The sequence below is a fragment of the Vibrio phycocola genome, assembly GCF_054404255.1.
The window spans coordinates 206,326-230,981 of record NZ_JBTAMQ010000005.1 but is presented as its reverse complement, the minus strand read 5'-3'; the positions used below and the strand labels follow the sequence as shown (position 1 = coordinate 230,981).

The 24,656-nt window shown below is 41.5% G+C and carries 23 protein-coding genes; 10 read left to right on the top strand and 13 right to left on the bottom strand.

What is annotated here, in order from left to right; genetic code table 11:
- The first annotated feature begins 9 nt into the window (after nucleotides 1-9).
- Entirely contained in the window at nucleotides 10-1,302 is a 1,293-nt protein-coding gene (locus tag ACXJY6_RS09715; protein WP_456050633.1) for a peptidoglycan DD-endopeptidase ShyC, read from the top strand.
- 76 nt (nucleotides 1,303-1,378) lie between these two features.
- Here the strand turns inward: ACXJY6_RS09715 and erpA are convergent, their stop codons facing one another.
- Entirely contained in the window at nucleotides 1,379-1,720 is a 342-nt protein-coding gene (erpA, locus tag ACXJY6_RS09710) for an iron-sulfur cluster insertion protein ErpA (protein ID WP_456050632.1), read from the bottom strand.
- Between the two features lie 259 nt (nucleotides 1,721-1,979).
- Between erpA and hemL the strand changes: the two genes are divergently transcribed.
- The 5 genes from hemL to ACXJY6_RS09685 all read left to right on the top strand — a co-directional run bounded on the left by hemL (nucleotide 1,980) and on the right by ACXJY6_RS09685 (nucleotide 8,693).
- Nucleotides 1,980-3,275, top strand: a complete 1,296-nt coding sequence (hemL, locus tag ACXJY6_RS09705; protein ID WP_458768198.1) for a glutamate-1-semialdehyde 2,1-aminomutase — start codon at nucleotides 1,980-1,982, stop codon at nucleotides 3,273-3,275.
- Between the two features lie 231 nt (nucleotides 3,276-3,506).
- Entirely contained in the window at nucleotides 3,507-4,592 is a 1,086-nt protein-coding gene (locus ACXJY6_RS09700) for an AI-2E family transporter (RefSeq protein WP_458768197.1), read from the top strand.
- A gap of 66 nt (nucleotides 4,593-4,658) precedes the next feature.
- Complete coding sequence (rsmC, locus tag ACXJY6_RS09695; protein WP_458768196.1) at nucleotides 4,659-5,684, top strand: 16S rRNA (guanine(1207)-N(2))-methyltransferase RsmC; 1,026 nt, start codon at nucleotides 4,659-4,661, stop codon at nucleotides 5,682-5,684.
- 45 nt (nucleotides 5,685-5,729) lie between these two features.
- A complete protein-coding gene (locus tag ACXJY6_RS09690; RefSeq protein ID WP_458768195.1) occupies nucleotides 5,730-6,470 on the top strand; it encodes a helix-turn-helix domain-containing protein in 741 nt (246 codons plus the stop codon).
- A gap of 147 nt (nucleotides 6,471-6,617) precedes the next feature.
- A complete protein-coding gene (locus tag ACXJY6_RS09685; RefSeq protein ID WP_458768194.1) occupies nucleotides 6,618-8,693 on the top strand; it encodes a VIT and vWA domain-containing protein in 2,076 nt (691 codons plus the stop codon).
- A 48-nt stretch (nucleotides 8,694-8,741) separates the two neighbouring features.
- Here ACXJY6_RS09685 and ACXJY6_RS09680 read toward each other — a convergent pair whose 3' ends face one another.
- The 8 genes from ACXJY6_RS09680 to ACXJY6_RS09645 all read right to left on the bottom strand — a co-directional run bounded on the left by ACXJY6_RS09680 (nucleotide 8,742) and on the right by ACXJY6_RS09645 (nucleotide 15,693).
- The gene (locus ACXJY6_RS09680) at nucleotides 8,742-9,779 is read right to left on the bottom strand and encodes an ABC transporter ATP-binding protein (protein WP_458768193.1); all 1,038 of its coding nucleotides are present in this window, start codon (nucleotides 9,777-9,779) and stop codon (nucleotides 8,742-8,744) included.
- Nucleotides 9,779-11,404: an ABC transporter permease gene (locus tag ACXJY6_RS09675; protein WP_458768192.1), complete on the bottom strand. Its 1,626-nt coding sequence runs from the start codon at nucleotides 11,402-11,404 to the stop codon at nucleotides 9,779-9,781. The genes ACXJY6_RS09680 and ACXJY6_RS09675 overlap by 1 nt, the downstream gene beginning before the upstream one ends.
- A 9-nt stretch (nucleotides 11,405-11,413) precedes the next feature.
- Nucleotides 11,414-12,427, bottom strand: a complete 1,014-nt coding sequence (locus ACXJY6_RS09670; protein ID WP_456050688.1) for a Fe(3+) ABC transporter substrate-binding protein — start codon at nucleotides 12,425-12,427, stop codon at nucleotides 11,414-11,416.
- 182 nt (nucleotides 12,428-12,609) lie between these two features.
- Nucleotides 12,610-13,839, bottom strand: coding sequence for an ammonium transporter AmtB (locus ACXJY6_RS09665; RefSeq protein ID WP_458768191.1), 1,230 nt, complete (start codon nucleotides 13,837-13,839; stop codon nucleotides 12,610-12,612).
- A gap of 28 nt (nucleotides 13,840-13,867) precedes the next feature.
- On the bottom strand, nucleotides 13,868-14,206 hold the full coding sequence (gene glnK / locus ACXJY6_RS09660; RefSeq protein ID WP_456050623.1) for a P-II family nitrogen regulator: 339 nt from the start codon (nucleotides 14,204-14,206) through the stop codon (nucleotides 13,868-13,870).
- 197 nt (nucleotides 14,207-14,403) lie between these two features.
- A complete protein-coding gene (locus ACXJY6_RS09655; protein WP_456050622.1) occupies nucleotides 14,404-14,775 on the bottom strand; it encodes a YacL family protein in 372 nt (123 codons plus the stop codon).
- Nucleotides 14,776-14,826: 51 nt separating this feature from the next.
- Nucleotides 14,827-15,285: a ribosomal protein S18-alanine N-acetyltransferase gene (gene rimI, locus ACXJY6_RS09650; RefSeq protein ID WP_458768190.1), complete on the bottom strand. Its 459-nt coding sequence runs from the start codon at nucleotides 15,283-15,285 to the stop codon at nucleotides 14,827-14,829.
- Nucleotides 15,286-15,288: 3 nt separating this feature from the next.
- On the bottom strand, nucleotides 15,289-15,693 hold the full coding sequence (locus ACXJY6_RS09645; protein ID WP_458768189.1) for a DNA polymerase III subunit psi: 405 nt from the start codon (nucleotides 15,691-15,693) through the stop codon (nucleotides 15,289-15,291).
- A gap of 455 nt (nucleotides 15,694-16,148) precedes the next feature.
- Between ACXJY6_RS09645 and ACXJY6_RS09640 the strand changes: the two genes are divergently transcribed.
- The 4 genes from ACXJY6_RS09640 (at nucleotide 16,149) to ACXJY6_RS09625 (ending at nucleotide 20,914) form a co-directional block, all read left to right on the top strand.
- The gene (locus tag ACXJY6_RS09640) at nucleotides 16,149-17,144 is read left to right on the top strand and encodes a BMP family lipoprotein (RefSeq protein ID WP_456050619.1); all 996 of its coding nucleotides are present in this window, start codon (nucleotides 16,149-16,151) and stop codon (nucleotides 17,142-17,144) included.
- Between the two features lie 127 nt (nucleotides 17,145-17,271).
- Complete coding sequence (locus ACXJY6_RS09635; protein WP_458768188.1) at nucleotides 17,272-18,834, top strand: ABC transporter ATP-binding protein; 1,563 nt, start codon at nucleotides 17,272-17,274, stop codon at nucleotides 18,832-18,834.
- A complete protein-coding gene (locus ACXJY6_RS09630) occupies nucleotides 18,831-19,946 on the top strand; it encodes an ABC transporter permease (RefSeq protein WP_458768187.1) in 1,116 nt (371 codons plus the stop codon). Before ACXJY6_RS09635 ends, ACXJY6_RS09630 begins: the two co-directional genes overlap by 4 nt.
- Before the next feature lie 2 nt (nucleotides 19,947-19,948).
- A complete protein-coding gene (locus ACXJY6_RS09625) occupies nucleotides 19,949-20,914 on the top strand; it encodes an ABC transporter permease (RefSeq protein ID WP_456050616.1) in 966 nt (321 codons plus the stop codon).
- 100 nt (nucleotides 20,915-21,014) lie between these two features.
- Here ACXJY6_RS09625 and ACXJY6_RS09620 read toward each other — a convergent pair whose 3' ends face one another.
- From ACXJY6_RS09620 to ACXJY6_RS09605, 4 genes are all read right to left on the bottom strand, one after another.
- Nucleotides 21,015-21,809, bottom strand: coding sequence for a TatD family hydrolase (locus ACXJY6_RS09620; RefSeq protein WP_458768186.1), 795 nt, complete (start codon nucleotides 21,807-21,809; stop codon nucleotides 21,015-21,017).
- Complete coding sequence (locus tag ACXJY6_RS09615) at nucleotides 21,799-21,936, bottom strand: DUF5363 family protein (RefSeq protein ID WP_458768185.1); 138 nt, start codon at nucleotides 21,934-21,936, stop codon at nucleotides 21,799-21,801. Before ACXJY6_RS09615 ends, ACXJY6_RS09620 begins: the two co-directional genes overlap by 11 nt.
- A 26-nt stretch (nucleotides 21,937-21,962) precedes the next feature.
- On the bottom strand, nucleotides 21,963-22,736 hold the full coding sequence (yaaA, locus tag ACXJY6_RS09610; RefSeq protein ID WP_456050613.1) for a peroxide stress protein YaaA: 774 nt from the start codon (nucleotides 22,734-22,736) through the stop codon (nucleotides 21,963-21,965).
- Between the two features lie 95 nt (nucleotides 22,737-22,831).
- Nucleotides 22,832-24,262, bottom strand: coding sequence for an alanine/glycine:cation symporter family protein (locus tag ACXJY6_RS09605; protein WP_456050612.1), 1,431 nt, complete (start codon nucleotides 24,260-24,262; stop codon nucleotides 22,832-22,834).
- Nucleotides 24,263-24,656: the final 394 nt, after the last annotated feature.

Below are 24,656 nucleotides of genomic sequence, written 5' to 3'. Positions count from 1 at the left end.
AACCGAAATATGCTGTCAATTTTGTCTACACTTCCGTTGCTTCATAGGCTCTTAATTGGTTTTTTTACCACGTTAATTATTATCGCGCTCTTTTTTCTGCCTGATCCTCGCGATCTCGATCCCGATGGGAGTCATTTTGAAACAGGGCGTCATTACCCATTAACAATCAATAGTGAAGCTCTCTCTCCTGGCATATCCATTCCTCCGACAGCAACCATTCGCTGGGAAAGCTATAGCGTAAAATCCGGTGAAAGTGCTTCTATTTTGTTCCAAAGAGTGGGCATTTCTTCGAAAGTACTGCACGACTTAACATCCAGCAGCAGTGGAATAAAGAAACAACTATCTAGACTGCAGCCCGGAGATAAATTGCAATTTGGGTTTGACTCTAACAACGCTTTAATTCAACTAAGACGTGTCGTCAGTCCCTACGAAAGCATCGTAATAAGTAAAAATAAAGATGGTGGATATCACTCAAAAATCGATAAAAAAGAGATCCTCTACCAATATAATTACGCGCAATCTGAAATTCGGTCTAATTTCTGGAATGCCGCAAGCAGTGCTGGATTAACGGCCAACCAAATTATGCAACTTGCAGGCATTTTTGGTTGGGATATCGATTTTGCGCTGGATATTCGTAAAGGCGACAGCTTCAAAATACTCTACCAAGAAAAAGTGGTTGAAGGCGAGGTAGTTGAGCGTGGTGATATCATCGCAACAGTCTTTGTAAATCAGGGGACAACCTTCACTGCAATTCTTGATGATAAAACCGGTGATTACTACGATGATAAAGGCAGAGCGATGAAAAAAGCTTTCCTTCGTTCCCCACTCGATTTTCGACGTGTTTCATCGAACTTTAACCCCAAGCGCTTACATCCCGTAACTGGTAAGGTAAAACCTCACCGTGGAACAGATTATGTCGCGCCCGTCGGCACTCCTATTTGGGCTGCGGGTGATGGTGTGGTTCTTAAGTCAGCAAGAAACCAATTTAACGGTAACTATGTGTTTATTAAGCACAGCAATACCTATGTCACCAAATATCTTCATTTAACCCGGCGTTCTGTGAAAACTGGACAGCGTGTGAAGCAAGGTCAAACCATCGGAACGTTAGGAGGCACAGGCAGAGTGACTGGGCCACACCTTCATTATGAATTTTTAGTACACGGCGTACATAAAAACCCAAGAACAGTATCTCTTCCTTTGTCTAAGTCACTCACAGGAAAAAATAAGACAACCTTTTTAGCGAATGCAAAAATACGTTTAGAGAAACTGGAACGTTACGCTAAATTTCTCTACTCAAAATAGAGCGACGAATAAACAAAATTAAAAAGCCCATAATTACGCGAATTATGGGCTTTTTTAATATAAATATGATTAACGGTTATACGCTAAATGATGCTCCACAACCGCACGTTGTGGTCGCATTTGGGTTATCGACAAAGAAACGCGCGCCTTCCAAACCTTCAGTGTAATCAACCTGACCACCCATTAAATATTGGAGACTCATCGGATCAACAACCAAAGTCACACCACTATTTTCAATTGTCATGTCGCCTTCGTTCACTTTCTCATCGAAGGTAAACCCATATTGAAAACCACTACAACCACCACCGGTTATATATACTCGCAACTTAAGATCTGGATTTTCTTCTTCTTGGATTAGCGTCTTTACTCGAATTGCCGCAGCATCAGTAAAAGACAGTGGCACGTTTAACTCACTCACTACGACCTCACTTATATAATATTCTCGCTTCACATCAGCCTAGAATATAGTAATTATTTATAAAGTATTTCCATTATCTAATACCTCAGTGAGACGTTCAAGTATTGTTAGTGATTTCGCCTCAACTCTTTCACCCTCTCTTCAATCAATAAAAAAATATCAACAAATCTGACTAATTGAATGAAAAGGGTTTTCCTGCGCCAATGGTAGAGTACAATGCTCACAAATTGATCCAAATTTAAATTTTAGAGGATACCCCATGACCAAATCATCCGATTTGTATCAAAAAGCTCAAGCCTTCATTCCTGGTGGCGTTAATTCTCCTGTTAGAGCCTTTAATGGCGTTGGCGGATCACCACTTTTCATTGAACGAGCAGATGGTGCGTTTCTTTTCGACGTCGATGGCAAAGCTTATATCGACTATGTCGGTTCATGGGGGCCAATGATTCTGGGTCATAACCATGCGTTAATTAGAGATGCGGTGGTCGATGCTGCTCAGCGTGGGCTAAGTTTTGGTGCCCCAACCGAAACTGAAATTAATATGGCCGAGTTAGTATCAGAGTTAGTGCCATCAATGGAACAATTGAGAATGGTAAGCTCAGGTACAGAGGCGACCATGAGTGCGATTCGTTTAGCTCGTGGTTATACCAACCGAGATAAAATCATTAAATTTGAAGGCTGTTATCACGGCCATGCGGATAGCCTACTGGTTAAAGCTGGTTCTGGCGCATTAACCTTAGGTCAGCCAAGTTCACCAGGTGTTCCTGCTGATTTTGCAAAATATACACTGACAGCACGCTTTAATGATCTCGAATCAGTAAAAGCACTTTTTGCCGCAAACCCCAATGAAATTGCCTGCATTATCGTTGAGCCTGTTGCTGGCAATATGAATTGCATTCCACCCATTCCAGGTTTCCATGAAGGGTTACGTGAAATTTGTGACCAAGAAGGTGCATTACTTATTTTTGATGAAGTAATGACAGGGTTTCGCGTTGCCTTAGGTTGTGCTCAAGCTCATTACAACATTAAACCTGACCTGACGACACTTGGTAAGATAATTGGTGGCGGCATGCCGGTCGGCGCCTTCGGCGGACGTAAAGAAGTTATGCAGCATATTGCGCCTACTGGCCCTGTTTATCAGGCTGGAACATTATCTGGTAACCCGGTAGCCATGGCAGCTGGGTATACTTGCCTCAATGTACTGCGCAATAAAGGAAATGAAGAGCGTATCGCACAAACGACTAAGAGCATTGCTGACGGTTTCAAAATGTTAGCCGACAAACACAATATCCCACTACTTGTTCACCAAGTGGGGGGTATGTTTGGTTTTTTCTTCACCGAACAAACCAGTGTGACTTGTTATGAAGATGTCGCTCTTTGTGATACCGAGCGTTTCAAACGTTTTTTCCACCTAATGCTTGAGCATGGCGTATACCTAGCTCCTTCTGCGTTTGAAGCCAGCTTCACCTCATTAGCACATGGTCCAAAAGAAGTTGAAGCGACTCTAGAAGCAGCCGATCGCAGTTTTGCCATTATTGCAAAAGAGATGAAATAACATTCGATGATAAGCTGGAAGTGAGTTCTAAATATCACTTCCAGTTTACTACCACTAGGATAACCAAAATCCCAATCGCAAGTTTAAACCAAGGGATATTTTGTTTTCGCTTTTGCTTTGACTGGTCACAGTTTCCACCGCCACAACAAGCCATATTTCACTCCTAATTGAAAAGTGTTGAATTACCCGTCATTATACTCATAATTCCTTAGTGTCATATGGTAACTATTCATGTCAAACCCTATTAAAATAACCTCAAACCACTGGGTTATTCTTACCGCCTTATTAGTTGCTGCTCTCTTTTGTTATTTACTGATTGAACCCTATGTACATATTCTTGTACTCGCCTTCATCATTATGATGTTGATGTATCCGATACATCAGAGAATCGAGAACAAAATGCCCACTTACCCAAACCTAGCGTCGCTGCTTTCGTGCCTCCTTCTTACCTTTATTATTGTTTTACCGTTACTCCTCGTTGCTGGAGCGATCTCTCAACAAGGGGTAAAGTTTTCCCAAAGCGCATACACCTGGATCGAGCAAGATGGTTTTTCTCATTTGATGGCTCAAGATTGGGTTACCGAAGCCTTTGCGTTTGCCAATAGCTACCTTCCATTTGACGATATAACGCCTGCAACCATTGGCGCAAAAGCAAGTGAATTGATAAGCCAATTCGGAACAAAAATGGTCGGCAGCAGTGCCAAGCTTCTAGGCAATGCCACAGGCTTTTTGGCCAGTTTTCTTCTTATGTTATTTGTGCTCTTTTTTCTATTGAGAGACTACGACAAAATCATATACTCCCTGCGTCACATTCTACCGTTATCACGCAGCCAAGAAGATCGTCTACTCAATGAGATCGAGACAGTATCAAAGTCGGCTGTGTTGGGGTCATTTCTAACGGCTATTGCTCAAGGAGTCGCCGGTGGCATCGGTATGTGGGTTGTTGGCTTCCCCGGATTATTTTGGGGAACGATGATGGGTTTCGCTTCGTTTATCCCTATGGTTGGAACAGCTCTAATTTGGCTTCCTGCGGCATTCTACCTCTTTGCAACTGGTGATACTGGGTGGGCCATTTTCCTTATAATATGGAGTGTCGTCGTTGTAGGCTCAATTGATAATGTTCTCCGCCCACTGCTAATGCAAGGAAGCTCTGGTATGAGCACATTACTGATTTTCTTCTCTTTGCTTGGCGGAATTAACTATTACGGTTTAATGGGGATCATCTACGGACCATTGGTTTTTGCCATTGCATTAGTATTGTTTAATATCTACGAAGAAGAGTTTAAAGACTTCTTAAATCGGCAAGACAATAGCTGATATTTTACGAGCAATGTGCGACAATCCGCGCCAATTTTGAGTCACCTTTATGGATATCATTGTGTTATGTCGAGTTTAACCGCGCCCAGTCAAATTTCTGAACGTCAATTGGCTTACTTTGCTGGAAAGAAGGTACTGGTTGCGGGGGAAGTCGAAGATGATTTTCCTAAAAAGCTCGAAGCTAGTTGCGAAAGCGTCACTGTCTTTACGACACACTATGGCTATTACTCGAACCTAAAAAAACACTCGTCTATCAATTCGATATTTTCTGAAGAACTCAACGTACCTTGTGACGCAGACCTTTTGCTACTCTACTGGCCAAAAGCCAAGCAAGAAGCGCAATACCTATTGGCAATGTTAATGGCGAAATTGGGAGAAGGTACCGAGGTAGTCGTAGTGGGTGAAAATCGCTCTGGTGTGCGTAGCATCGAAAAGATGTTCGCTCCATATGGCTCAATTAAAAAATACGATTCAGCTCGACGTTGCTCATTTTATTGGGGGCAATGTTCTATCACCCCCCCACCTTTTATTCTTGAAGAGTGGTACAAGAGTTACTCGATTAATGTCGCTGATGAAGATGTCATCGTAAAAACACTTCCCGGTGTTTTTAGTCATGGTGAATTGGATATTGGCAGCCGACTACTGTTAGATACTCTCTCAACACTTTCGGGCAAAGTATTGGATTTTGGCTGTGGTGCGGGAGTGATTGGTGCGGTTATCGCGAAAAAGAATCCAGACATCGAACTGTCGTTATGTGATGTCAGCGCATTAGCTATCGCTTCAACAAAAGCCACGTTAGAAGCCAATCACATCACCGCAAATGCATTTGCTTCAGATGTGTATTCAAGTGTCGATGAAACATACGACGCCATCGTGAGTAACCCGCCATTTCACTCAGGCCTTGAGACTCATTATGATTCTACGGAAACGTTATTAGCACAGGCTCCAGATTACCTAACTCGAGGTGGTCAACTGATAATCGTTGCTAACAGTTTCCTTCAGTATCCACCTATTATTGAGCGTCATTTTGGTCACTGTAATGTCGATGCAAAAACCAATAAGTTTAAAATTTATTCAGCGCAAAAAGCGTAGCCATATTTTCTCGCAAACAATGCCACGATTTTTAAAGGAATTAGCATGTCTCAAACCAAACAGTTAATTTCCGAACTTAAGCGACAACTCAAGCTTCATGGGAAAAGCTACAAAGATGTTGCTCAGGTACTGGAACTCAGTGAAGCTTCAGTCAAACGTCTACTCACCAGTGGCAACTCTCTCACATTGGATCGGCTTGAAAGTATTTGTACTATGATGAGTATTGAGTTGGATGAACTCTTTGCTCACTTCTCTTCCCGTGATACCCGAATATCATCATTAACGATGGAGCAAGAAAAGATGGTGGTGTCCGATCCCATTTTATTGCTTATCGCAGTATGTACTCACAACGGGTACACATTTGAAGATATTACTTCTCAGTACAAACTACCTGAGCACACTCTTATCCAAAAATTAGCCCTGCTGGATAAAATAAAACTCATTGAGTTACTGCCAGGAAATAAAATAAAGCTCATGGTGTCACCCAACTTTAAGTGGTTACCAGGAGGCCCCATTCAAACCTACTTTCAACAATGGGTGAGAGATGAGTTTTTCCGTTCTTTTTTTACTAAAGAAGGAGAAAAACTCAGCATGGCAACCGGATTACTTTCTCTCCACAGTACACCTCGTTTACATAAACTGATGGATAAGCTCGTTGCCGAATTTTATGATGCGTGCCGCGATGACAGCACTCTACCAATGGACAAACGGCACGGCACTTCCCTTGTTGTCGCCATCCGGCCTTGGCAATTTAGCCAGTTTGAAGACATTGCTGACAAAGAATAAGTTGTACCCCATATAACTTTAGGTCGCATATATTGCGACCTTTTTTCTATCTCTTTTCTTTCCTTACCAAACGCTGCATCTTGCTTGTGAAGCACAGCAAATGACTTAAGTTTCCAACCGTGGGGACTTAAAGAAAAGGAGATTAGAATGAAAATCTTAAACCGATTTAAACAAAAGATTACCCTCGCACTCGCCGCATTAGTATTGGCTCCATTCGCATCAGCAAGCGGCCTTTTAAAGCCTGTTTCTAGTCAATATCAAGATCTGGAAATTGAACAGCATCATGTGGATGTTGTGATAGAAGATAGTTATGCCACGACCAGTATTGAGCAAGAGTTCTATAACCCTAACGACACTGACCTCGAAGCAATTTACTCATTTCCAGTACCTAAAGGCGCGGTGGTTGGAGAGTTTATGTACTGGATCGATGGTAATCCAGTCATCGCGGAAGCCGTGAAAAAAAACCAAGCCCGCAAGATTTATGAAGAGCAAAAATCACAAGGAAGAGCGACGGCGATCACCGAAAAAGATGACTACAAGACATTTGATATTAGTGTATACCCAGTTCGAGCGAAACAGTCGGTGAAAGTGAAACTCGTCTATATTCAAAATGAGCTCATCGATCATGGCATTGGACACTATGTTTATCCGTTAGAAGAAGGAGGCGTCGATGAAGCTCGTGATTCTTTCTGGAGCAGAAATGATGACGTCAAATCTCAATTCTCATTCAATATGCACTTGCGCTCGTCATACCCAGTCGACGGAGTTCGCCTGCCCGCTCATCCTCAAGCCAATGTTACTCAGGTTACATCACAAGAATGGCAAGCAACCATTGGTAACGTACAACCGGTTAACAGTGAAGCAGCTTTCGATAATGCTGACGAAGAAACTCCTACACTCCAAAGCTCAGCGAATCCTGTCTATACCCTAGATAATGATATCGTTTTTTACTGGCGACAAACTGAAGGGCTCCCAGGCCGATTGGATATGGTGACTTACAGAGATCCTTCAGAATCTTCAAAAGGGACTTTTAAACTGACCTTTACACCAGGTGATGATCTTTCTCCCATTAGCTCACAGCGAGATTGGGTCTTTATTCTAGACAAATCAGGATCAATGAACGCGAAATACGCCACCTTAGTCGAAGGAGTGAAACAAGCAATGGGGCAATTACCGAGCAATGACCGCTTTCGTATCGTTGTCTTCGACCAAGGAGTCACTGAAGTTACATCAGGTTATGAAGCCGTAACACCAAACAATGTACAACAAGCCCTTCTCGCCGTGGAAAATATTGGAACAGGAGGCGGAACGAACTTGTATGCAGGACTCAAAGAAGGTATGTCCAACCTCGATGACGATCGCCCAAGTGGCCTAATATTGGTAACCGATGGTGTAGCCAACGTAGGTGTGACACAAAAAGAAGAGTTTATCGATCTCATGAAGCAATACGATGTCCGCTTATTTACCTTTATTATGGGTAACAGTGCCAATCGTCCATTGCTTGAATCAATGACCAAAGTGTCAAATGGTTTCGCTCAAAGCATCTCTAATTCCGATGATATTATGGGACATTTAATGAGTGCGACAAGTAAGCTAAATCATCAAGCCTATCGCAACGTTAGAATTGATATCGATGGCACAAAAGTGAAGAACTTAACCCCAGAAGAAATCCGTACTCTATATCGTGGCGAGCAATTATCTGTATTTGGCCACTACTTTAAACCAGGTCAGGTAAAAGTAACGTTAAAAGCAGATATAGGAAGTAACACTGAGGAATACACAACGACAATAGCACTACCAGAGCAATCAACTGATAATCCCGAATTGGAACGTTTATGGGCATTCTCTGCGATAAAAGATATGGAAGCCAGCATGAACTATCTAGGCGTTAAGGATGCAGATACCGAGCAAGCTCTCGAAGAATTAGCTCTAGAGTACGGTCTGTTAACCGATTACACCTCGCTACTTGTCGTTGAAGAGGACGTATTCGCCGAAAATGCTATCGACAGAACAAACAAAACACGTGTTGAGAAAGAACAGAAAGCGAGAGAACTAAGAAAGACTCGAGATCCAAAACCAACAAGGGCAGATACACAACAACCCGCGTATCAAACACCAGTCCCTAGTTATAGTGGCGGTGGTTCAAGTGGTGGCAGTACCGGAGGCATAGCCTTAGCAATGTTACTTCTTGTTGCTGTATTTAGAAAAAAACAGATGTCGTAACAAACTTGAAAGTTAGAGCTGAAGCTTCATTTTGAAGCTTCAGCTTTTTTATTGTGCAAACACCAATACACTCTCAGCATCAACTTCAACATTCACAGATTGACCAACGACAAGTGGTAATGATGATGTAGCGACTAGCCGTTCACCTTTAACGTCAATAATATAACGACAATGATCGCCTAAAAACTGCAATTCTAGAACATGAATGTGGCTTGCTTGAGTTGGGATTAATTGAATGTGTTGAGGACGAAACAACAGGTGGCAGGATTCACCGATGTTCACTTCTGTTTCAGGAGCCCCGCCCTTAATCAGCCCCAATCCTGAGTCATACTGATGTTTTGCTACACAAGTCGCTTTTAAGTAACTGCCCCCTCCTAGGAAATCAGCAACAAACCGACTTGAAGGTGAATAGTAAAGCTCGGAAGCACTGCCATATTGCTCAATCACTCCTTGATTCATTACTGCCATTTTGTCGGCAAATGCAAACGCCTCTTCACGCGAATGAGTCACAAAAATAGCGGTAATTCCTTGTTGCTTAAACAACTGCCTAATTTCACTGATTAACTCATGACGAACTTGAGTGTCGATATTGGAAAATGGCTCATCGAGCAATAAAAGGTCTGGGCTGTACGCCAGAGCTCTCGCAATCGCGACACGCTGTTGCTGCCCGCCAGATAATTGATGAGGATAGCGGTTTTCTAAGCCTTGTAGATGAACTAATTCCAACATTTCAATAACGCGTTCACGCTGCTGTTTCTGACTTAAATGACTCAGCCCGAATGCGATGTTTTTTTCCACTGTTAAATGTGGGAACAAGGCATAATCTTGAAAGATCATCCCAATGTTGCGTTGTTCAGGCACTAACCACTGCTCGCCATCATCAATCACTTTATTATTCAGTTTTAGGCAACCATCAGAAAGCGGAATTAAGCCCGCAATCGCTTTTAGCAATGTCGTTTTCCCACAACCACTCGCACCAAGAAGACAAATGATTTCTCCTGATTTCACGTCAAATGAAAGTGATTCGAGCACCCGTGTTTTATCGTATTCCACTGTGAGTTCTTCAATGGATAAAGCTATCGACATTAGTGGGAGTTCTCCAATGATCGGTTAATCATAACTAATGGCACCAACCCCACAAGTACCAATAGAATTGCCGGTAAGGCAGCAAGTTCTAATTGTTCGGTAGATGCATAGTTATACACATGAGTGGCAAGTGTTTCAAAATTAAACGGTCGAAGCAACAACGCTGCATTTAACTCTTTCATTGATTCGATAAATACCAGCAATAAAGCCACCAAAATTCCACGACGAACTAATGGAAAATGAATGCGCCGTAGCATGGCGTCAGGCTTGCTTCCCATGGTACGAGCAGCCATATCGAGAGAAGGGGAAATCTTATTCAAACCGCTTTCAATACTACCAATTGCAATCGCACTAAAGCGAACCACCAACGCAAAAATCATCGCAAAAACAGAACCAGAAAAAAGCAATCCGGGGCGCTGCCAATCAAACCATTTCGCAATATCGTTTATCGAATGATCAAGAAATAGAACAGGAACCATAACACCAATCGCCAATACCGTTCCGGGCACTGCATAACCCATTGATGCAAAGCGAAGATATGCGGTATTTAAACGGCTCGACTTCAATCTATGATTAAAATTAATCAGAAGAGCAATTAGTGTCGCTAATATCGCCGCAAATATCGATACATAGAAGCTGTTCCACGCCAATACTCCAAACGACCCACTCCAACTTTGGCTAAAATACACCACACCGTAATACGCAAGCTGCAATATTGGGAGTAAAAACGCCACAACGACAAGAGACCAGCACCAAAGTAATACTCCATAGCGCTGCCATCCCGTTAATTTATACACAAAGTCATCATGGCTAGAAAATTGATTTTGAAATAGTTTAGTTCGCCTTCGGCTATAGCGTTCAAGGCTCAAAAGCAGCAGCACAATCATCAACATCATCGCTGAAATTTTCGCCGCAGCATGAATGTTAGAATAGCCCAGCCAAGTATCATAAATGGCCGTAGTCAGTGTATTAACCGCAAAATAACTCATGGTCCCAAACTCACCAATCGTTTCCATTGCCACTAATGCCACCCCCACCGCTAATGCAGGTCGAACTAGAGGTAATGATACGCGATAGAAACTTTGCCAAGGTGAACACTTTAACAACCGAGCCGACTGCAACAGCGACACACTCTGTTCCATAAATGCTGCTCGACACATTAAGTAAACGTAGGGGTATAACACTAAGGAAAGAACAATGCTGGCACCGAAAACAGTACGGATATCTGGAAACCAATATTGACCAGGTTGAAGGTCAAACCAAGCTCTGAGCATCGTTTGAATAGGGCCGGCAAAATCGAGCCAATCAGTGTAAATATAACCGATAACATAACCCGGCATCGCTAATGGAAGCACAAGGACCCATTGTAAGACAGCTTTACTCGGGAAGTCACACATGGCAACAAACCATGCAGTGGGAACACCAAGCAATAGAGAAATCACAATGACATTAAATGTGACCACAATGGTATTTGTAATGTACGTAGGCAATACCGTCGACAAGAGATGAGAAAAAAGCTCATTGCTCTCCCCTATCGAGGTATAAAAGATAGAAACAATAGGAAGAATAAGCAGCCCTGCGAACAGAAAGCTGCTTAAATGCCACTTAACAAATGTTTCCTTCATCGAGGCTCGCTATAGATCAAACTTCACCTGATCCAATAACGTTACCGCTGCCGAATGGTGGTCAGCAATTTCATCTAACGGTAGTGTATCCGCAGTAAACTCACCCCATGATGCGACTAATTCTGACGTTGGAACACCAGACTTCACTGGATACTCATAGTTCACTTCAGCGTACATTTTTTGTGCTACATCTCCAGTTAAAAACGTCATTAGCTTCATTGCGTTATCTTGGTTTGGTGAGTATTTCGCCATCGCCATTCCGCTGACATTTACATGTGTCCCGTTCGCTTGTTGTCCCGGAAAGTTGATATAAACAGACTCTGCCCATGATACTTGCTCTGGGTCATTGAGCATTTTACCCATATAATAACTGTTTCCCAAGGAATAATCACATAGCCCTTCTTTAATCGCTTTAACTTGGCCACGATCGTTACCTTGCGGTTTACGAGCTAAATTACCTTTAACACCTTCAAGCCAAGTTAATGTTTCTGCTTCACCGTAGTGAGCGATCATTGAAGCTACAAGGGCCACATTATAAGGGTGTTTACCACTTCGGGTACAAATTTTCCCTTTGAATTCAGGTTTTGCTAAATCCAAGTAGTCAAATGATTCAGGCAGTGCGCCTATTCGTTCACGTGATGAATAAACACTACGAGTACGTTGAGTTAAAGCAAACCATTCATTCTCAACGTCACGAAATTTTTCTGGAATATTAGCATTAATAACATCATTATCAACAGGTTGAACTAATCCTTTTTCTGACAGTTCAAATAGACGGCTAAACTCGGATGTTAAAATCACATCTGCAGGGCTGTATTCACCTTCATTCTTTAGTTTTTCAGCAATCCCTTTGCTCGCAAACATGACATTAACTTTGATGCCAGTTTCAGCTGTAAACTCTTTAAACATAGGCTCTACCAAAAAAGGCTGACGATATGAATAGACGTTAACCTCTTCAGCAGCAAAGCTCAGTGTTGGTAAAGATGCTACAACCAGCGATAGACCTAGAAAACACCTTTTCATATTACGTTCCTTCATACTATATCTCCTTCTATTCGATTTTATTTAGAACTGCTAATGATAATAGTTCTCAATTTCATTCGTTTTGATTATATGGAGGAAGATATAATAAATCCATAGTAAAAACAAAAAACCTGCCTCGAAGGCAGGTTTTAAATATTACATTTTGTAACTAACGAGTTTAATTATCTAACCGATACAAACTCTGGGTAAGCATCAACACCACAATCGTGAATGTCCATACCTTCTTGCTCTTCTTCGTCAGTAACACGGATACCCATTGTTGCTTTCAGAATGCTCCAAACTACCAAGCTAGCGATAAATACCCAAGCAAAGATACATACAGCACCTAGAATCTGAGCACCAAATGTTGCATCGCCATTGCTTACTGGAACAACCAATAGACCAAATAGACCACATACACCGTGAACAGAGATAGCACCTACTGGATCATCAATCTTGATTTTATCTAGAGCAATGATGCTGAATACAACAATTACACCAGCAATCGCACCGATAAGAACCGCAAACATTGGTGATGGAGATAGAGGGTCCGCAGTGATAGCAACAAGACCTGCTAACGCACCGTTAAGAACCATAGTTAAATCCGCTTTACCCCAAGTTGTTCTACAAACAAGTAGAGCAGCAATCGCACCAGCCGCAGCCGCAGCATTGGTGTTAAGGAAAATCTGACCTACAGCAGTTGCATTCTCAAAGTCAGAGATCATTAACTGAGAACCACCGTTAAAACCAAACCAACCGAACCATAGGATAAATGTACCCAAAGTAGCTAGAGGCATGTTTGAACCAGGAATTGGGAAGATTTCGCCGTTTTTACCGTATTTTCCTTTACGAGCACCTAGTAGTAAAACACCTGCAAGAGCTGCAGCAGCACCAGCCATGTGAACGATACCAGAACCTGCAAAGTCACTAAAGCCAGCATCTGCAAGGAAGCCACCGCCCCAAGTCCAGTAACCTTCAACTGGATAAATTACGCCAGTTAAAACAACAGCAAAAATAAGGAAAGCCCACAGCTTCATACGTTCAGCCACAGCACCAGAAACCACTGACATAGCAGTTGCAACGAATACTACTTGGAAGAAGAAGTCAGACTCTAGAGAGTGATCTGCTCCTTCGGCTTGTGAACCAATAAGTCCACCAATTGAAGGTAACCAACCTGCTTCGGCATTGTCGACATACATAATGTTGTAACCAACAATAAGATACATAGTACAAGCAATTGCATATAATACGAAGTTCTTAGTCAAAATTTCCGTTGTGTTTTTAGAACGAACTAAACCCGCTTCTAACATGGCAAAACCTGCAGCCATCCACATTACCAGTGCGCCGGAAATTAAGAAAAAGAAGGTGTCAAGCGCGTAACGTAACTCTGCTACGGTTACTGAAAGTTCCATAATTTATTCTCCAATCCTTAGAATCTATTTAAAGTGCTTCTTGGTCAGTTTCACCAGTACGTATACGTACTGCGTGACTTAAGTCATATACAAAAATTTTACCATCACCGATTTTTCCGGTATGTGCTGCTTTAATAATTGCTTCAAGAACACGATCAACATTCTCTCCTTGAGTAGCAATCTCAAGTTTAACTTTAGGTAGGAAGTCAACTTGGTATTCTGCTCCGCGATAAAGTTCAGTATGACCTTTTTGACGACCGAAACCTTTTACTTCCGAAACAGTCATCCCTTCGATACCGACATCGGATAGTGCTTCGCGTACATCATCTAATTTAAATGGTTTAATAATTGCGTTAATTAATTTCATGGCATCCTCTTCTACAAACTGTAGTCCGTTTACACAGTTCATAATCCAAGGTACGTGCCAACTTTTTAACTAACTGAATCTATTGAAATAGTTCTAAGGAGAGGAGGAGTTTTTGATAACAAAGCACCACAATAGTGCAACAAATTCACAATAATAACGCAAAGAAGATTTAGCTCACCACGATTGTGCAAGTTACTTTAGGAGTTTTGTATAAAGTCATTCCATTGTTTAAACATCAAAGTAAAGTCATCAATACCACAAAGGGCGCTACTTTCACTCGTATAAATCGAAAAGTCAGACTCTAATTCGCTTTCAATACATTGGTTTATAGTATTTTCTTCGATAGTAACTTCATCTTGCAAAATGATCATGCTGATTTCATTTCCAACTAACAAGTGCTCTTTTGTTGGAAAGGTGGATGCTTGTTGTAAAAGTTGATAAACCTGCTCAATCATTGTGCGATCATGACCAATTTCTTCCACTAGCCAGCGGCCAACGATTTGATGTTCAAGGCTAAATTTTGCGTGATACTCATTCAAAAAATTATCTTTTATAAATTCATAATCCATAATAACCGCCTTATATAATGATGAATAATATCGCCACTTGCTCTTTTAACATTAAGAAAAGTCAAACCCCAGTACATAATTCATAATGATAGCGTCTTCTTTGCCATTTGAGGCTGGGTAATAATCTACTCGACGATCGATTTCGTTGAATCCCAATGAATGATATAGCGCTTGAGCAGCATTATTACTCTCCCTCACTTCCAACCAAATACTTTCACCACTTTGCTTTTCTGTATAACTAATTAGAAATGATAAAAGTTGACGCCCTAAGCCTTTCTTCTGATATTCGGGTTCAATAGCGACATTGAGCAATGTTACTTCGCCCACAATGTTTTGGGCATAAAAGTAGCCTGCCACCTTTCCTTGATAGAGCAATGTATGATGAATTGCGCACCGACTATTAAGGTCGAAGATCATGCTTTCCTTCCAAGGATGAGTATGTGCTTGTCGCTCTATCTGCCATATATCGGGCAAATGAGCTTCGTTCATGGGAACAATTTTAATCGACATTTTCTAAGGCTCTTTATAGGCAACAATTTGATTCCATAATTCTTTCTTCAAACTTGGGTTAGCACTTACTTGATCTAATTTGGCTGACGCAAGTGATTTGAGAGAATCCATCAGTTGAACTGGACAATCAATAAACCAAATCCATTCGAGTTGATGCGATCCCAAGCGACATAATTGATGGGGTTGGACTGTCATGACTTCCTTCAACCCAACGCCAAAACTAGCCAATACTTTTTCTAGAAAAATGACTTCATCAGAGGTAAATGGAAGATGGCTAACAAGTAATAACTTAATCGTTGGATCAAGATCATCCCTCTCAATTACCATCCCTTGCATTCGCTCTGGACGACAGAGTTGCCAATGTTCGATCTCCATTTCAGATAGATAAGCTTTTTGTTTCGATTGCATAGCTAGAATTCTTTGCTTAGACAGGCTCAGATAGTAACAAAACCGGAATAACGAGTCATCTTAACCAATACCATTCGAAGTTTTAGCCTTAGAACTGAAGTTTTCACGTAGCATTTCGAATCATTTTGCCTCTTGTTTAAATCAGTTTTCTAATAATATTCACAAGCAATAAATGTGATGAACATCATGTTTATTTAAATTAGCAATGAATATCTCACACTATTTATTGATATCGATCTCATTTATTGAGCATTGTTACTGTGTTTCGATGATATAATTCACAAAACACGAACAAATAGTATTTCGTACTATAAAAAGAAACACGGTTTGCGTGAACCAATCGATTTCTTTTTTTATTGAACACGATAAACTGGTTATTAATGAACCTTGCTTCATGCCAACCGTTGGCAACATGAGCATCACAATAGCGTTATCACAACCATAAGGATTTCACTGTGAAAAATTCCCTAATAAAACTTTCAGCGATCGCGCTAGCGATTTCTTCTTTTAGTGTATTTGCCGAATCAAAACCAGCCGTTGTTTACGATACCGCAGGTAAATTTGATAAGTCGTTTAATGAAGCTGTTTATCAAAATGGCGTAAAAGTCATGCAGGAGAAGGGCCAAAAGGTTTTCGAATTTGAACCACAGAACGAAGCACAACGTGAACAAGGTTTACGTCGTTTGGCGAGTCGTGGTTACTCTCCAATCGTTGCTGTTGGCTTTAATATGGCTTCATCAGTAGAAAAAGTGGCAACTGAATTTCCTGATATTCAATTTACGATTATTGATGCGACCGTAGATAAACCAAACGTGCAATCTATTGTATTTAAGGAGCATGAAGGGTCTTTCCTTGTTGGTGCTCTAGCAGCAAAAGTATCGAAAAGCGGAACTGTAGGTTTTGTTGGCGGCATGGACATTCCACTGATTCGTAAATTTGAGTGTGGCTATCAGCAAGGGGCAAAATATGCCAACTCAGAAATCACTGTTCTTCAAAACATGACAGGTTCAACACCAAGTGCATTTGCTGACCCAGCTAAAGGTTCTGAATTAGCAAAATCACAATTTTCTAAAGGCGCTGACGTAATTTATGCAGCAGCTGGCGGTACTGGACTTGGCGTTTATCAAGCAGCAGCTGATGCTGGTAAATATGCTATTGGTGTTGACTCAAACCAAAACCACATTCAACCTGGCACAATGCTAACGTCGATGGTTAAGCGCGTTGGTGTCGCTGCGGTTGATAGCTGGACTCAAGGACTAGAAGGTACTTGGAAACCAGGTCTACAAGCGCTAGGTTTAGAGCAAAATGCAATTGGTTGGGCTTTAGATGACTATAACAAGCCTTTAGTAAACGAAGAGTTAGTCGGCTATATGGACCAATTAAAAGCAGACATTATCAGCGGAAAAATTAGCGTTCATGACTACATGTCTGACAACACTTGTACCTACTAATTCCTAGTAAGTATTAGCGTGAACAAGAATACCGCTGTCGTTCAACAGCGGTATTCTTCGTATTTTGAACCAGAATTTAAATCGACATTCATGAAAACAAGTGCTTATTAGTTAGGAAATGCCCAACGTGATATCTACCCCAAATTACGCTATTGAGCTTAAAGGCATCAATAAACGCTTTGGCGCAGTGCATGCCAATCGAAATATTGATTTACAAGTCCCCGCAGGCACTATTCACGGTGTCATTGGTGAAAACGGAGCCGGTAAATCGACTTTAATGAGCATTATCTATGGCTTTTATACGCCTGATACTGGTCAGATGAAAGTTAAGAATGCTCAATATCAACCAGCGAATTCTCAAGATGCCATTGCCTCTGGAATTGGTATGGTGCACCAACACTTTATGCTTGTGGACTCTTTTACCGTACTAGAGAACATAATCTTAGGTGCGGAAAGTGGGTGGAAACTCGAAACAAGTATCGAAGCTGCAAGAGCAAAGCTCCAACAGATTAAAGATGACTATGGCTTAGACGTTCCACTCGACTCACTCGTCGGTGATCTGCCTGTTGGACTGCAGCAACGAGTGGAAATACTCAAAGCGCTCTACCGAGATGCAAAAATATTAATTCTTGATGAACCAACCGGTGTATTGACTCCTCAAGAAGCAGATCATCTATTTAATATACTTGATAAACTTCGCAACCAAGGCACGACGGTAATGATCATCACGCATAAATTGCGTGAAGTCTTAGCGATTACCGATAACGTATCAGTGATGCGTCAAGGCGAAATGGTCGCTCATGTCAAAACCAAAGATACCGACCGCGAACAACTCGCAGAATTAATGGTCGGGCGGAAAGTTCGCTTAAAAGTAGATAAAGAAGCGGCAACACCGACTAACACACTGTTGAATGTAGAAAAACTCAGATATGTCGATCCCACTGGCGTTACCCGTGTCAAAGATATCAGCTTTTCTGTTAGAGCCGGAGAGCTCGTCGGTATCGCAGGCGTTTCCGGAAACGGTCAATCTGAGATTCTAGGATTACTCTCAGGAATGCTCAGCCCTACCTCTGGCGCCATTGAAATGAATGGCCATACAATTGACGCAGATAACCCAAGCGATCCTCGCCAAGTTCGAGCTATGGGTGTCGGTCATATTCCAGAAGATAGACACAAACAAGGGCTTATTAATAAGTTTGAAGCGAAAGAAGCTTATATTCTCGGTTATCACCATTTAGAGAAATATAATAAAGGCCTCCTTCAGGATAATGCTGCGATTGATCAAATCACGCAACAGAGTATGGATAAATGGGATGTTAGGCCAAACGACATTCACCTTAAAACCGCTAACTTCTCAGGTGGGAACCAACAAAAACTGGTCATTGCACGTGAAATGGAAGAAAGCCCAGATGTACTTCTCGTTGGACAACCCACTCGCGGTGTCGATATTGGTGCGATTGAATACATTCACAAACAAATTATCGCTAGCCGAGATCAAGGCAAAGCGGTATTACTGGTCTCTGTTGAACTGGATGAGATTCTCTCTCTTGCCGATAGAATCATCGTCGTTTTCGATGGTGCTATTGTCGGTGAAGTCGATGCAAGCCAAGCCGACGAAAAAACCCTTGGATTAATGATGGCTAACATTGTTCCCGACCATCTTAAAGCGCAACAAGGAGAGAAATCATGAGCCAAGCTAAAGTACCCGCTTGGGTAACCGTCGCGCTTCTACCTGCAATCAACGTTTTGTTTGCATTTTTAGTTTCAGCTTTACTTTTTATCTACATTGATATCAGCCCTATAGATGCCATAAAAGTCATGTGGACTGGTGCGTTCGGTTACTCCGAAGGCATCGGCTATACACTTTACTATACTACTGGGTTTATCTTTACCGGTTTAGCGGTCGCAGTAGCTTATCATGCAGGTTTGTTTAACATCGGTGTCGAAGGACAAGCCTATATTGGTGGCTTAGGTGTAGGACTGGTGTGCTTAACCTTAGGCGAAGTTGCCCCTTGGTATTTCGTTTTTCCTGTTGCTGTAATTGCGGGTGGTGTTTTTGGTGCAGCTTGGGCATTCATACCTGCTTACCTTCAAGCAAAGCGTGGATCGCATATTGTTATCACTACTATTATGTTTAACTTTATTGCTGCTTCCTTAATGGCTTACCTCTTAGTTGATGTTTTGAAGCCAGAGAGCTCCATGGCTACCGAAAGCCGTGTCTTTGCGGCAAGCAGTTGGCTACCAAAATTGCATGAAGTTTTTGATCTTGTAGGGATTACATTAGCGGCAAGCCCACTCAATCTTAGCTTTATTTTTGCTCTTCTATGTGCATTGTTTATGTGGTTTTTTATCTGGCATACCCGCTGGGGCTATGAAATTCGCTCAATAGGTTCCAATGCCTCTGCGGCTTCATATGCCGGAATTAGTTCTATTAAGATCATCGTACTAACTATGCTCATTTCAGGCATGCTAGCAGGGTTCTTTGGTCTTAATGTTCTTCAAGGTGAAGTGCATCAAATTAAGCTCAACTTTGTTGAAGGGTTTGGTTTTACAGGTATCGCAGTAGCCCTAATGGGACGAAATCACCCTATTGGGGTTATTTTGGCGAGTCTGCTCTTTGGTTTCTTATATCAAGGAGGCGCTGAGCTAAGCTTTGAATATGGTGTCGATAGAAATATCGTCGTTGTATTGCAAGGTTTGGTTATTCTATTCTCTGGTGCATTGGAGCAAATGTTTAAACCAACATTAGAGCGCACCTATCTCAAGCTTTTTGCTAAATCACCAGTGCAGGGAGAAGCATAATTATGTTCGAGACAATCATATTAATGCTAGATGCAACAATTCGTGTTGCAACCCCGCTTATTTTAGCTTCATTAGCTGGGATGTATAGTGAACGCTCAGGTGTCGTAAATATTGCACTCGAAGGGAAATTACTCGCGGCAGCATTTGCTGGAGCTGCAACCGCTCATGTAACTCAGTCAGCTTGGCTAGGTATGTTTGCTGGTGTTGCAGTATCTGTCCTACTAGCTCTTTTACATGGTTTTGCCTCAATTACCCACAGAGGCGATCAAGTTGTGAGCGGCATGGCAATCAATATTTTAGCCTTTGGTCTGACAATCACGCTTGGACGCTATTGGTTCCATCAAGGCGGGCAAACCCCTGCACTATCTGGTGATGGCCGCTTTGCACCAATCACGCTACCTGGCGCAGATGCACTTGCGGACACACCTATAATTGGTCTGTTATATTCAGAGCTCATTAGTGGTCACTCATTTATCGAATACCTCACGGTGCTCATCGTACCTTTGTCTTGGTATCTACTGTTCAAGACTCGCTTCGGTTTGCGTTTACGTGCTGTGGGTGAATCACCATCTTCAGTTGATACCGCTGGTATTTCCGTTGCTTGGATGCGTTATAAAGCGATGATAATTTGTGGAATACTCGTAGGGCTGGGAGGGGTTTACCTATCCGTAGGGCAAACGGCTCAATTCATTCCAAATATGAGTGCTGGTAAAGGCTATATGGCACTTGCTGCTCTGATTTTTGGTAAGTGGCGTCCATTTACTGCTATGGCGGCTTGTTTGTTATTTGGTTTCTTAGATGCACTCGCTATTCGTCTTCAAGGTGCGACCATTGGAGACTTCCCAATTCCAGTACAAGCGATTGAAGCGATCCCTTATATTCTTACGGTATTCTTGCTTGCAGGCTTTATTGGTAAAGCAACAGCGCCGAAAGCAATTGGTGTGCCTTACACCAAAGAGCGTGAATAATTAACGTAACGGCCATTCATGAATATATAGCTTAAATGCAAAGCGGCTCAGTAAGTAGACTGAGCTGCTTTTTTGATTTCATTCTCTTTTACTGACTTCCCTAACGTCTTATCAACCTCAACGCCTGAAAACTATTCTTCATAAGTATTTCGGCAAGCTCTACTTCGCACATATCTTTCAAATCCGCTAACTCTCTTAATATTAACGGCAAGCGCTTAGGGTGATTTGCTTCTCCTTGATACCCATTAATTGGCATATCTGGAGCATCGGTTTCAAGCACTAAAGTTTCAATGGGTAACCCTTGTATCGCCGCGCGCGTTTTCTTTGCTCTAGGATAGGTAATTACGCCACCAACACCTATTTTGAAGCCTAGTGCGACCCATTCTTTGGCTTGTTGTAAACTGCCCGAAAACCCATGAATAATCCCACCGTGAAAAAAATTAGAACGCTTTAAAAGACGAATAATATCAGTGTGGCTTTTTCGAGAGTGTAAGATTATGGGTAACTGATATTGAATCGCTAAATCAACTTGTCGTTGAAAGATCTCTAATTGAATCTCTCTATCGATCTCTATGAGCCAATCTAAACCACACTCGCCAATGGCAACACAATGAGGGTCTCGATGCTGTAAAAGCTGCTCCAATTGTTGCCAATCTGCCTCGCTAGGCCTCTGCTCGAGGAAATAGGGATGGAAGCCTAACGAGAAATACAATTGTTCGGGGAATTGATTCACGAGTGAGCCGACAGACTGCCAGTTACTCACTCCTATTGCTGGGATTAAAATAGATTCGACACCAGAGCTTAAACACTGTTGTAGATGATACTCATAATCTTGGTTAAATGGCGCAAAGTCAAAATGGCAATGAGTATCAAATAAAACTAACTTACCTGACATTGTCCGACGAATTATCAGAGTTCTCAGTACGATACGCAACACAACAACGCTTCTGCTCAGGGGTTAAACCCATTGAGTGACACCAAGTATCATACTTTTTCAACCAAGCTTTCAATAGTTTTATCATTGTATTTTACTCCCACAAAATGAGGATTATTGCTCCCGACGTTTAAACACTAAATCCGTCGCACTTGATTCAGCTTCAACGAAAAAATACCCAGCACTATCGAATGCTTTCAGTCCTTCTATTGAATCGATCTTATTTTCAATAATGTATCGCGCCATCAATCCACGCGCTTTTTTTGCGTAAAAGCTAATGACCTTAAACTGGCCATTTTTTTCATCTTTGAAAATCGGAGTAACTATAGAACCGGCAACGTTTTTTTTCTTAACCGCTTTGAAATATTCATTTGATGCTAAATTAACAACAATATCATCGCCTTGTTCATTGAGTGCTGAATTTAACTTATCCGTAATAATATCTCCCCAGAATTGGTACAAGTTCGTCCCACGTAAATTGGCGAGCTTTGTTCCCATTTCAAGGCGATAGGGTTGCATTAAATCTCGAGGTCTCAGTATGCCATATAATCCAGAAAGCATTCTGAGGTGTAATTGAGCATAATCTAGCGAATCTTCTGATAAAGTCGCGGCATCTAATCCAGTGTAAACATCGCCTTTGAATGCCAATATCGCTTGTCGGGAATTATCGAGGTTAAACTCTGGGCTCCATTGCTCGAAACGAGCCACATTTAACCCAGCAATTTTATCACTCACTGACATCAATGATGATATATCAGCAGGCGTTAACTTACGGCACTCCTCTATCAATAACTGAGATTCTCCAATAAGCTCAGGTTGAGTATACTCTTGTGTCGTTAAAGGCGATTCATAATCGAGAGTTTTCGCAGGTGAAACCAAAATTAACATGCTGACAATCCTATATTTCTTATACTATCTTTCTAGAATACAAAAAAAGCCGTACCCTGTCTGCACGGCTTTACCAATCAAATCAATAGAATGAATTAATCATCCCTTTTTGTATCCCAAATTCCTTTTTCAAGCTGGGACTTTAGTTCTGGATAATCTCGGATATCAAACCTAGGAACCTTACCGATACTCAACTGCTGATTATAATCTTTAGCCAGTTTAACGACGATTCCTGATAAGAGTAATATCGCGATCAAATTGACAATTGCCATCAAGCCCATTGATACATCGGCCATGGCCCATACTGTGGGTAAAGTAGCTAACGACCCGAACATAACCATAGCCAGAAATACCAAACGAAAGACCAATAAACCTGTTTTACTCTTTTGTTTCAAAAACACCATATTTGTTTCGGCATAAGAATAGTTAGCGATGATCGAAGTAAAGGCAAAAAAGAAAATAGCGCACGCAATATAATCCCCTCCCCAATCCCCCACTTGAGAGTTCAGTGCTCGTTGAGTTAACTCTACTCCCGTAATTTCCCCATGCGGTACATACTCACCAGACATCAGAATAATCGCGACCGTTGCAGTACAAATCACAATGGTATCAATAAACACCCCAAGCATTTGAATATAACCTTGAGATGCAGGATGGTGAGGGTAAGGTGTCGCAGTTGCTGCTGCATTTGGAGCGGAGCCCATACCGGCTTCATTCGAAAATAGACCCCGTTTAATGCCATTGATCAACGATTGAGCAATCATATACCCAAGCCCACCAGCAGCAGCTTCTTGCAGGCCGAAGGCACTTTTAATCACTAAAGCTAAGACATCCGATACTTTGTCTAAATTCGTTATCAATACATAAAATGAGATAATAAGGTACATTAACGCCATAAATGGAACCACAATTTCAGTGGTGCGGGCGATAGAACGAATCCCCCCAAATATAACTAGCGCAGAAAGCAACACAATGGACATCCCTACATAAATAGGTTGAAATCCAAAAGCATTATTTAGGGCATTAGTAATTGAGTTTGCTTGTACAGCATTAAAGACCAATCCAAATGCGATCATTAAAAACACAGAGAAAAGCATCCCCATCCAGCGCATGCCTAGCCCTTTTTCCATATAGTAGGCAGGCCCACCTCGATAATTCCCACTCTGATCGCAAGTTTTATACAATTGTGCCAATGTGCTTTCCGCAAAGGACGTCGCCATACCTACCATTGCGGTAACCCACATCCAAAATATAGCACCAGGCCCACCGACCGTAAGTGCTACAGCAACGCCAGCCATATTCCCGGTGCCAACTCGGGCAGCTAAACTCATACAGAGCGCTTGAAATGATGTAATCCCTGGTTTATCAGAATATCGACTGTTTTTAAGCACTTGAAACATATGTTTGAAATGACGAAATTGAATAAAGTCGAGACGAAATGTGAAATAGATACCCACTCCAACAAGCAGGTATACTAAAATTGAACCCCATAATAAGTCATTCATTAAATTGACTAAATCTGTCACTTATTAATCCTTTAAAACTCGCCGAATTCTCTGTTGCACTAAACTTTAGCCTACTTATCGATTATCTAGTATTTCCAATGCTCTCATTAAATCGAAAAAATCAGAAAAAATTTCCATTTCACTATGAACTGATATCGTTCAAAATGCACCAATTTGTACCAATTCAGACAAGATAATAACCTTAGTAAATTTATCCGCTAAAGCACTATCAAATAAAATCAATTAGTTATCTACAGAAATCGTAAAAGAATCACGTTGGTATCAATTTTGCTAAATTAAAAATATCCATGGTCAAACGAGAGTTATATTTTTTATTTCTTATGGAGTTTATTCATCAAAACTGGACAAGAAAATACTTTGATATTGTGTAAATAATTTCTAAATATGATAAGTG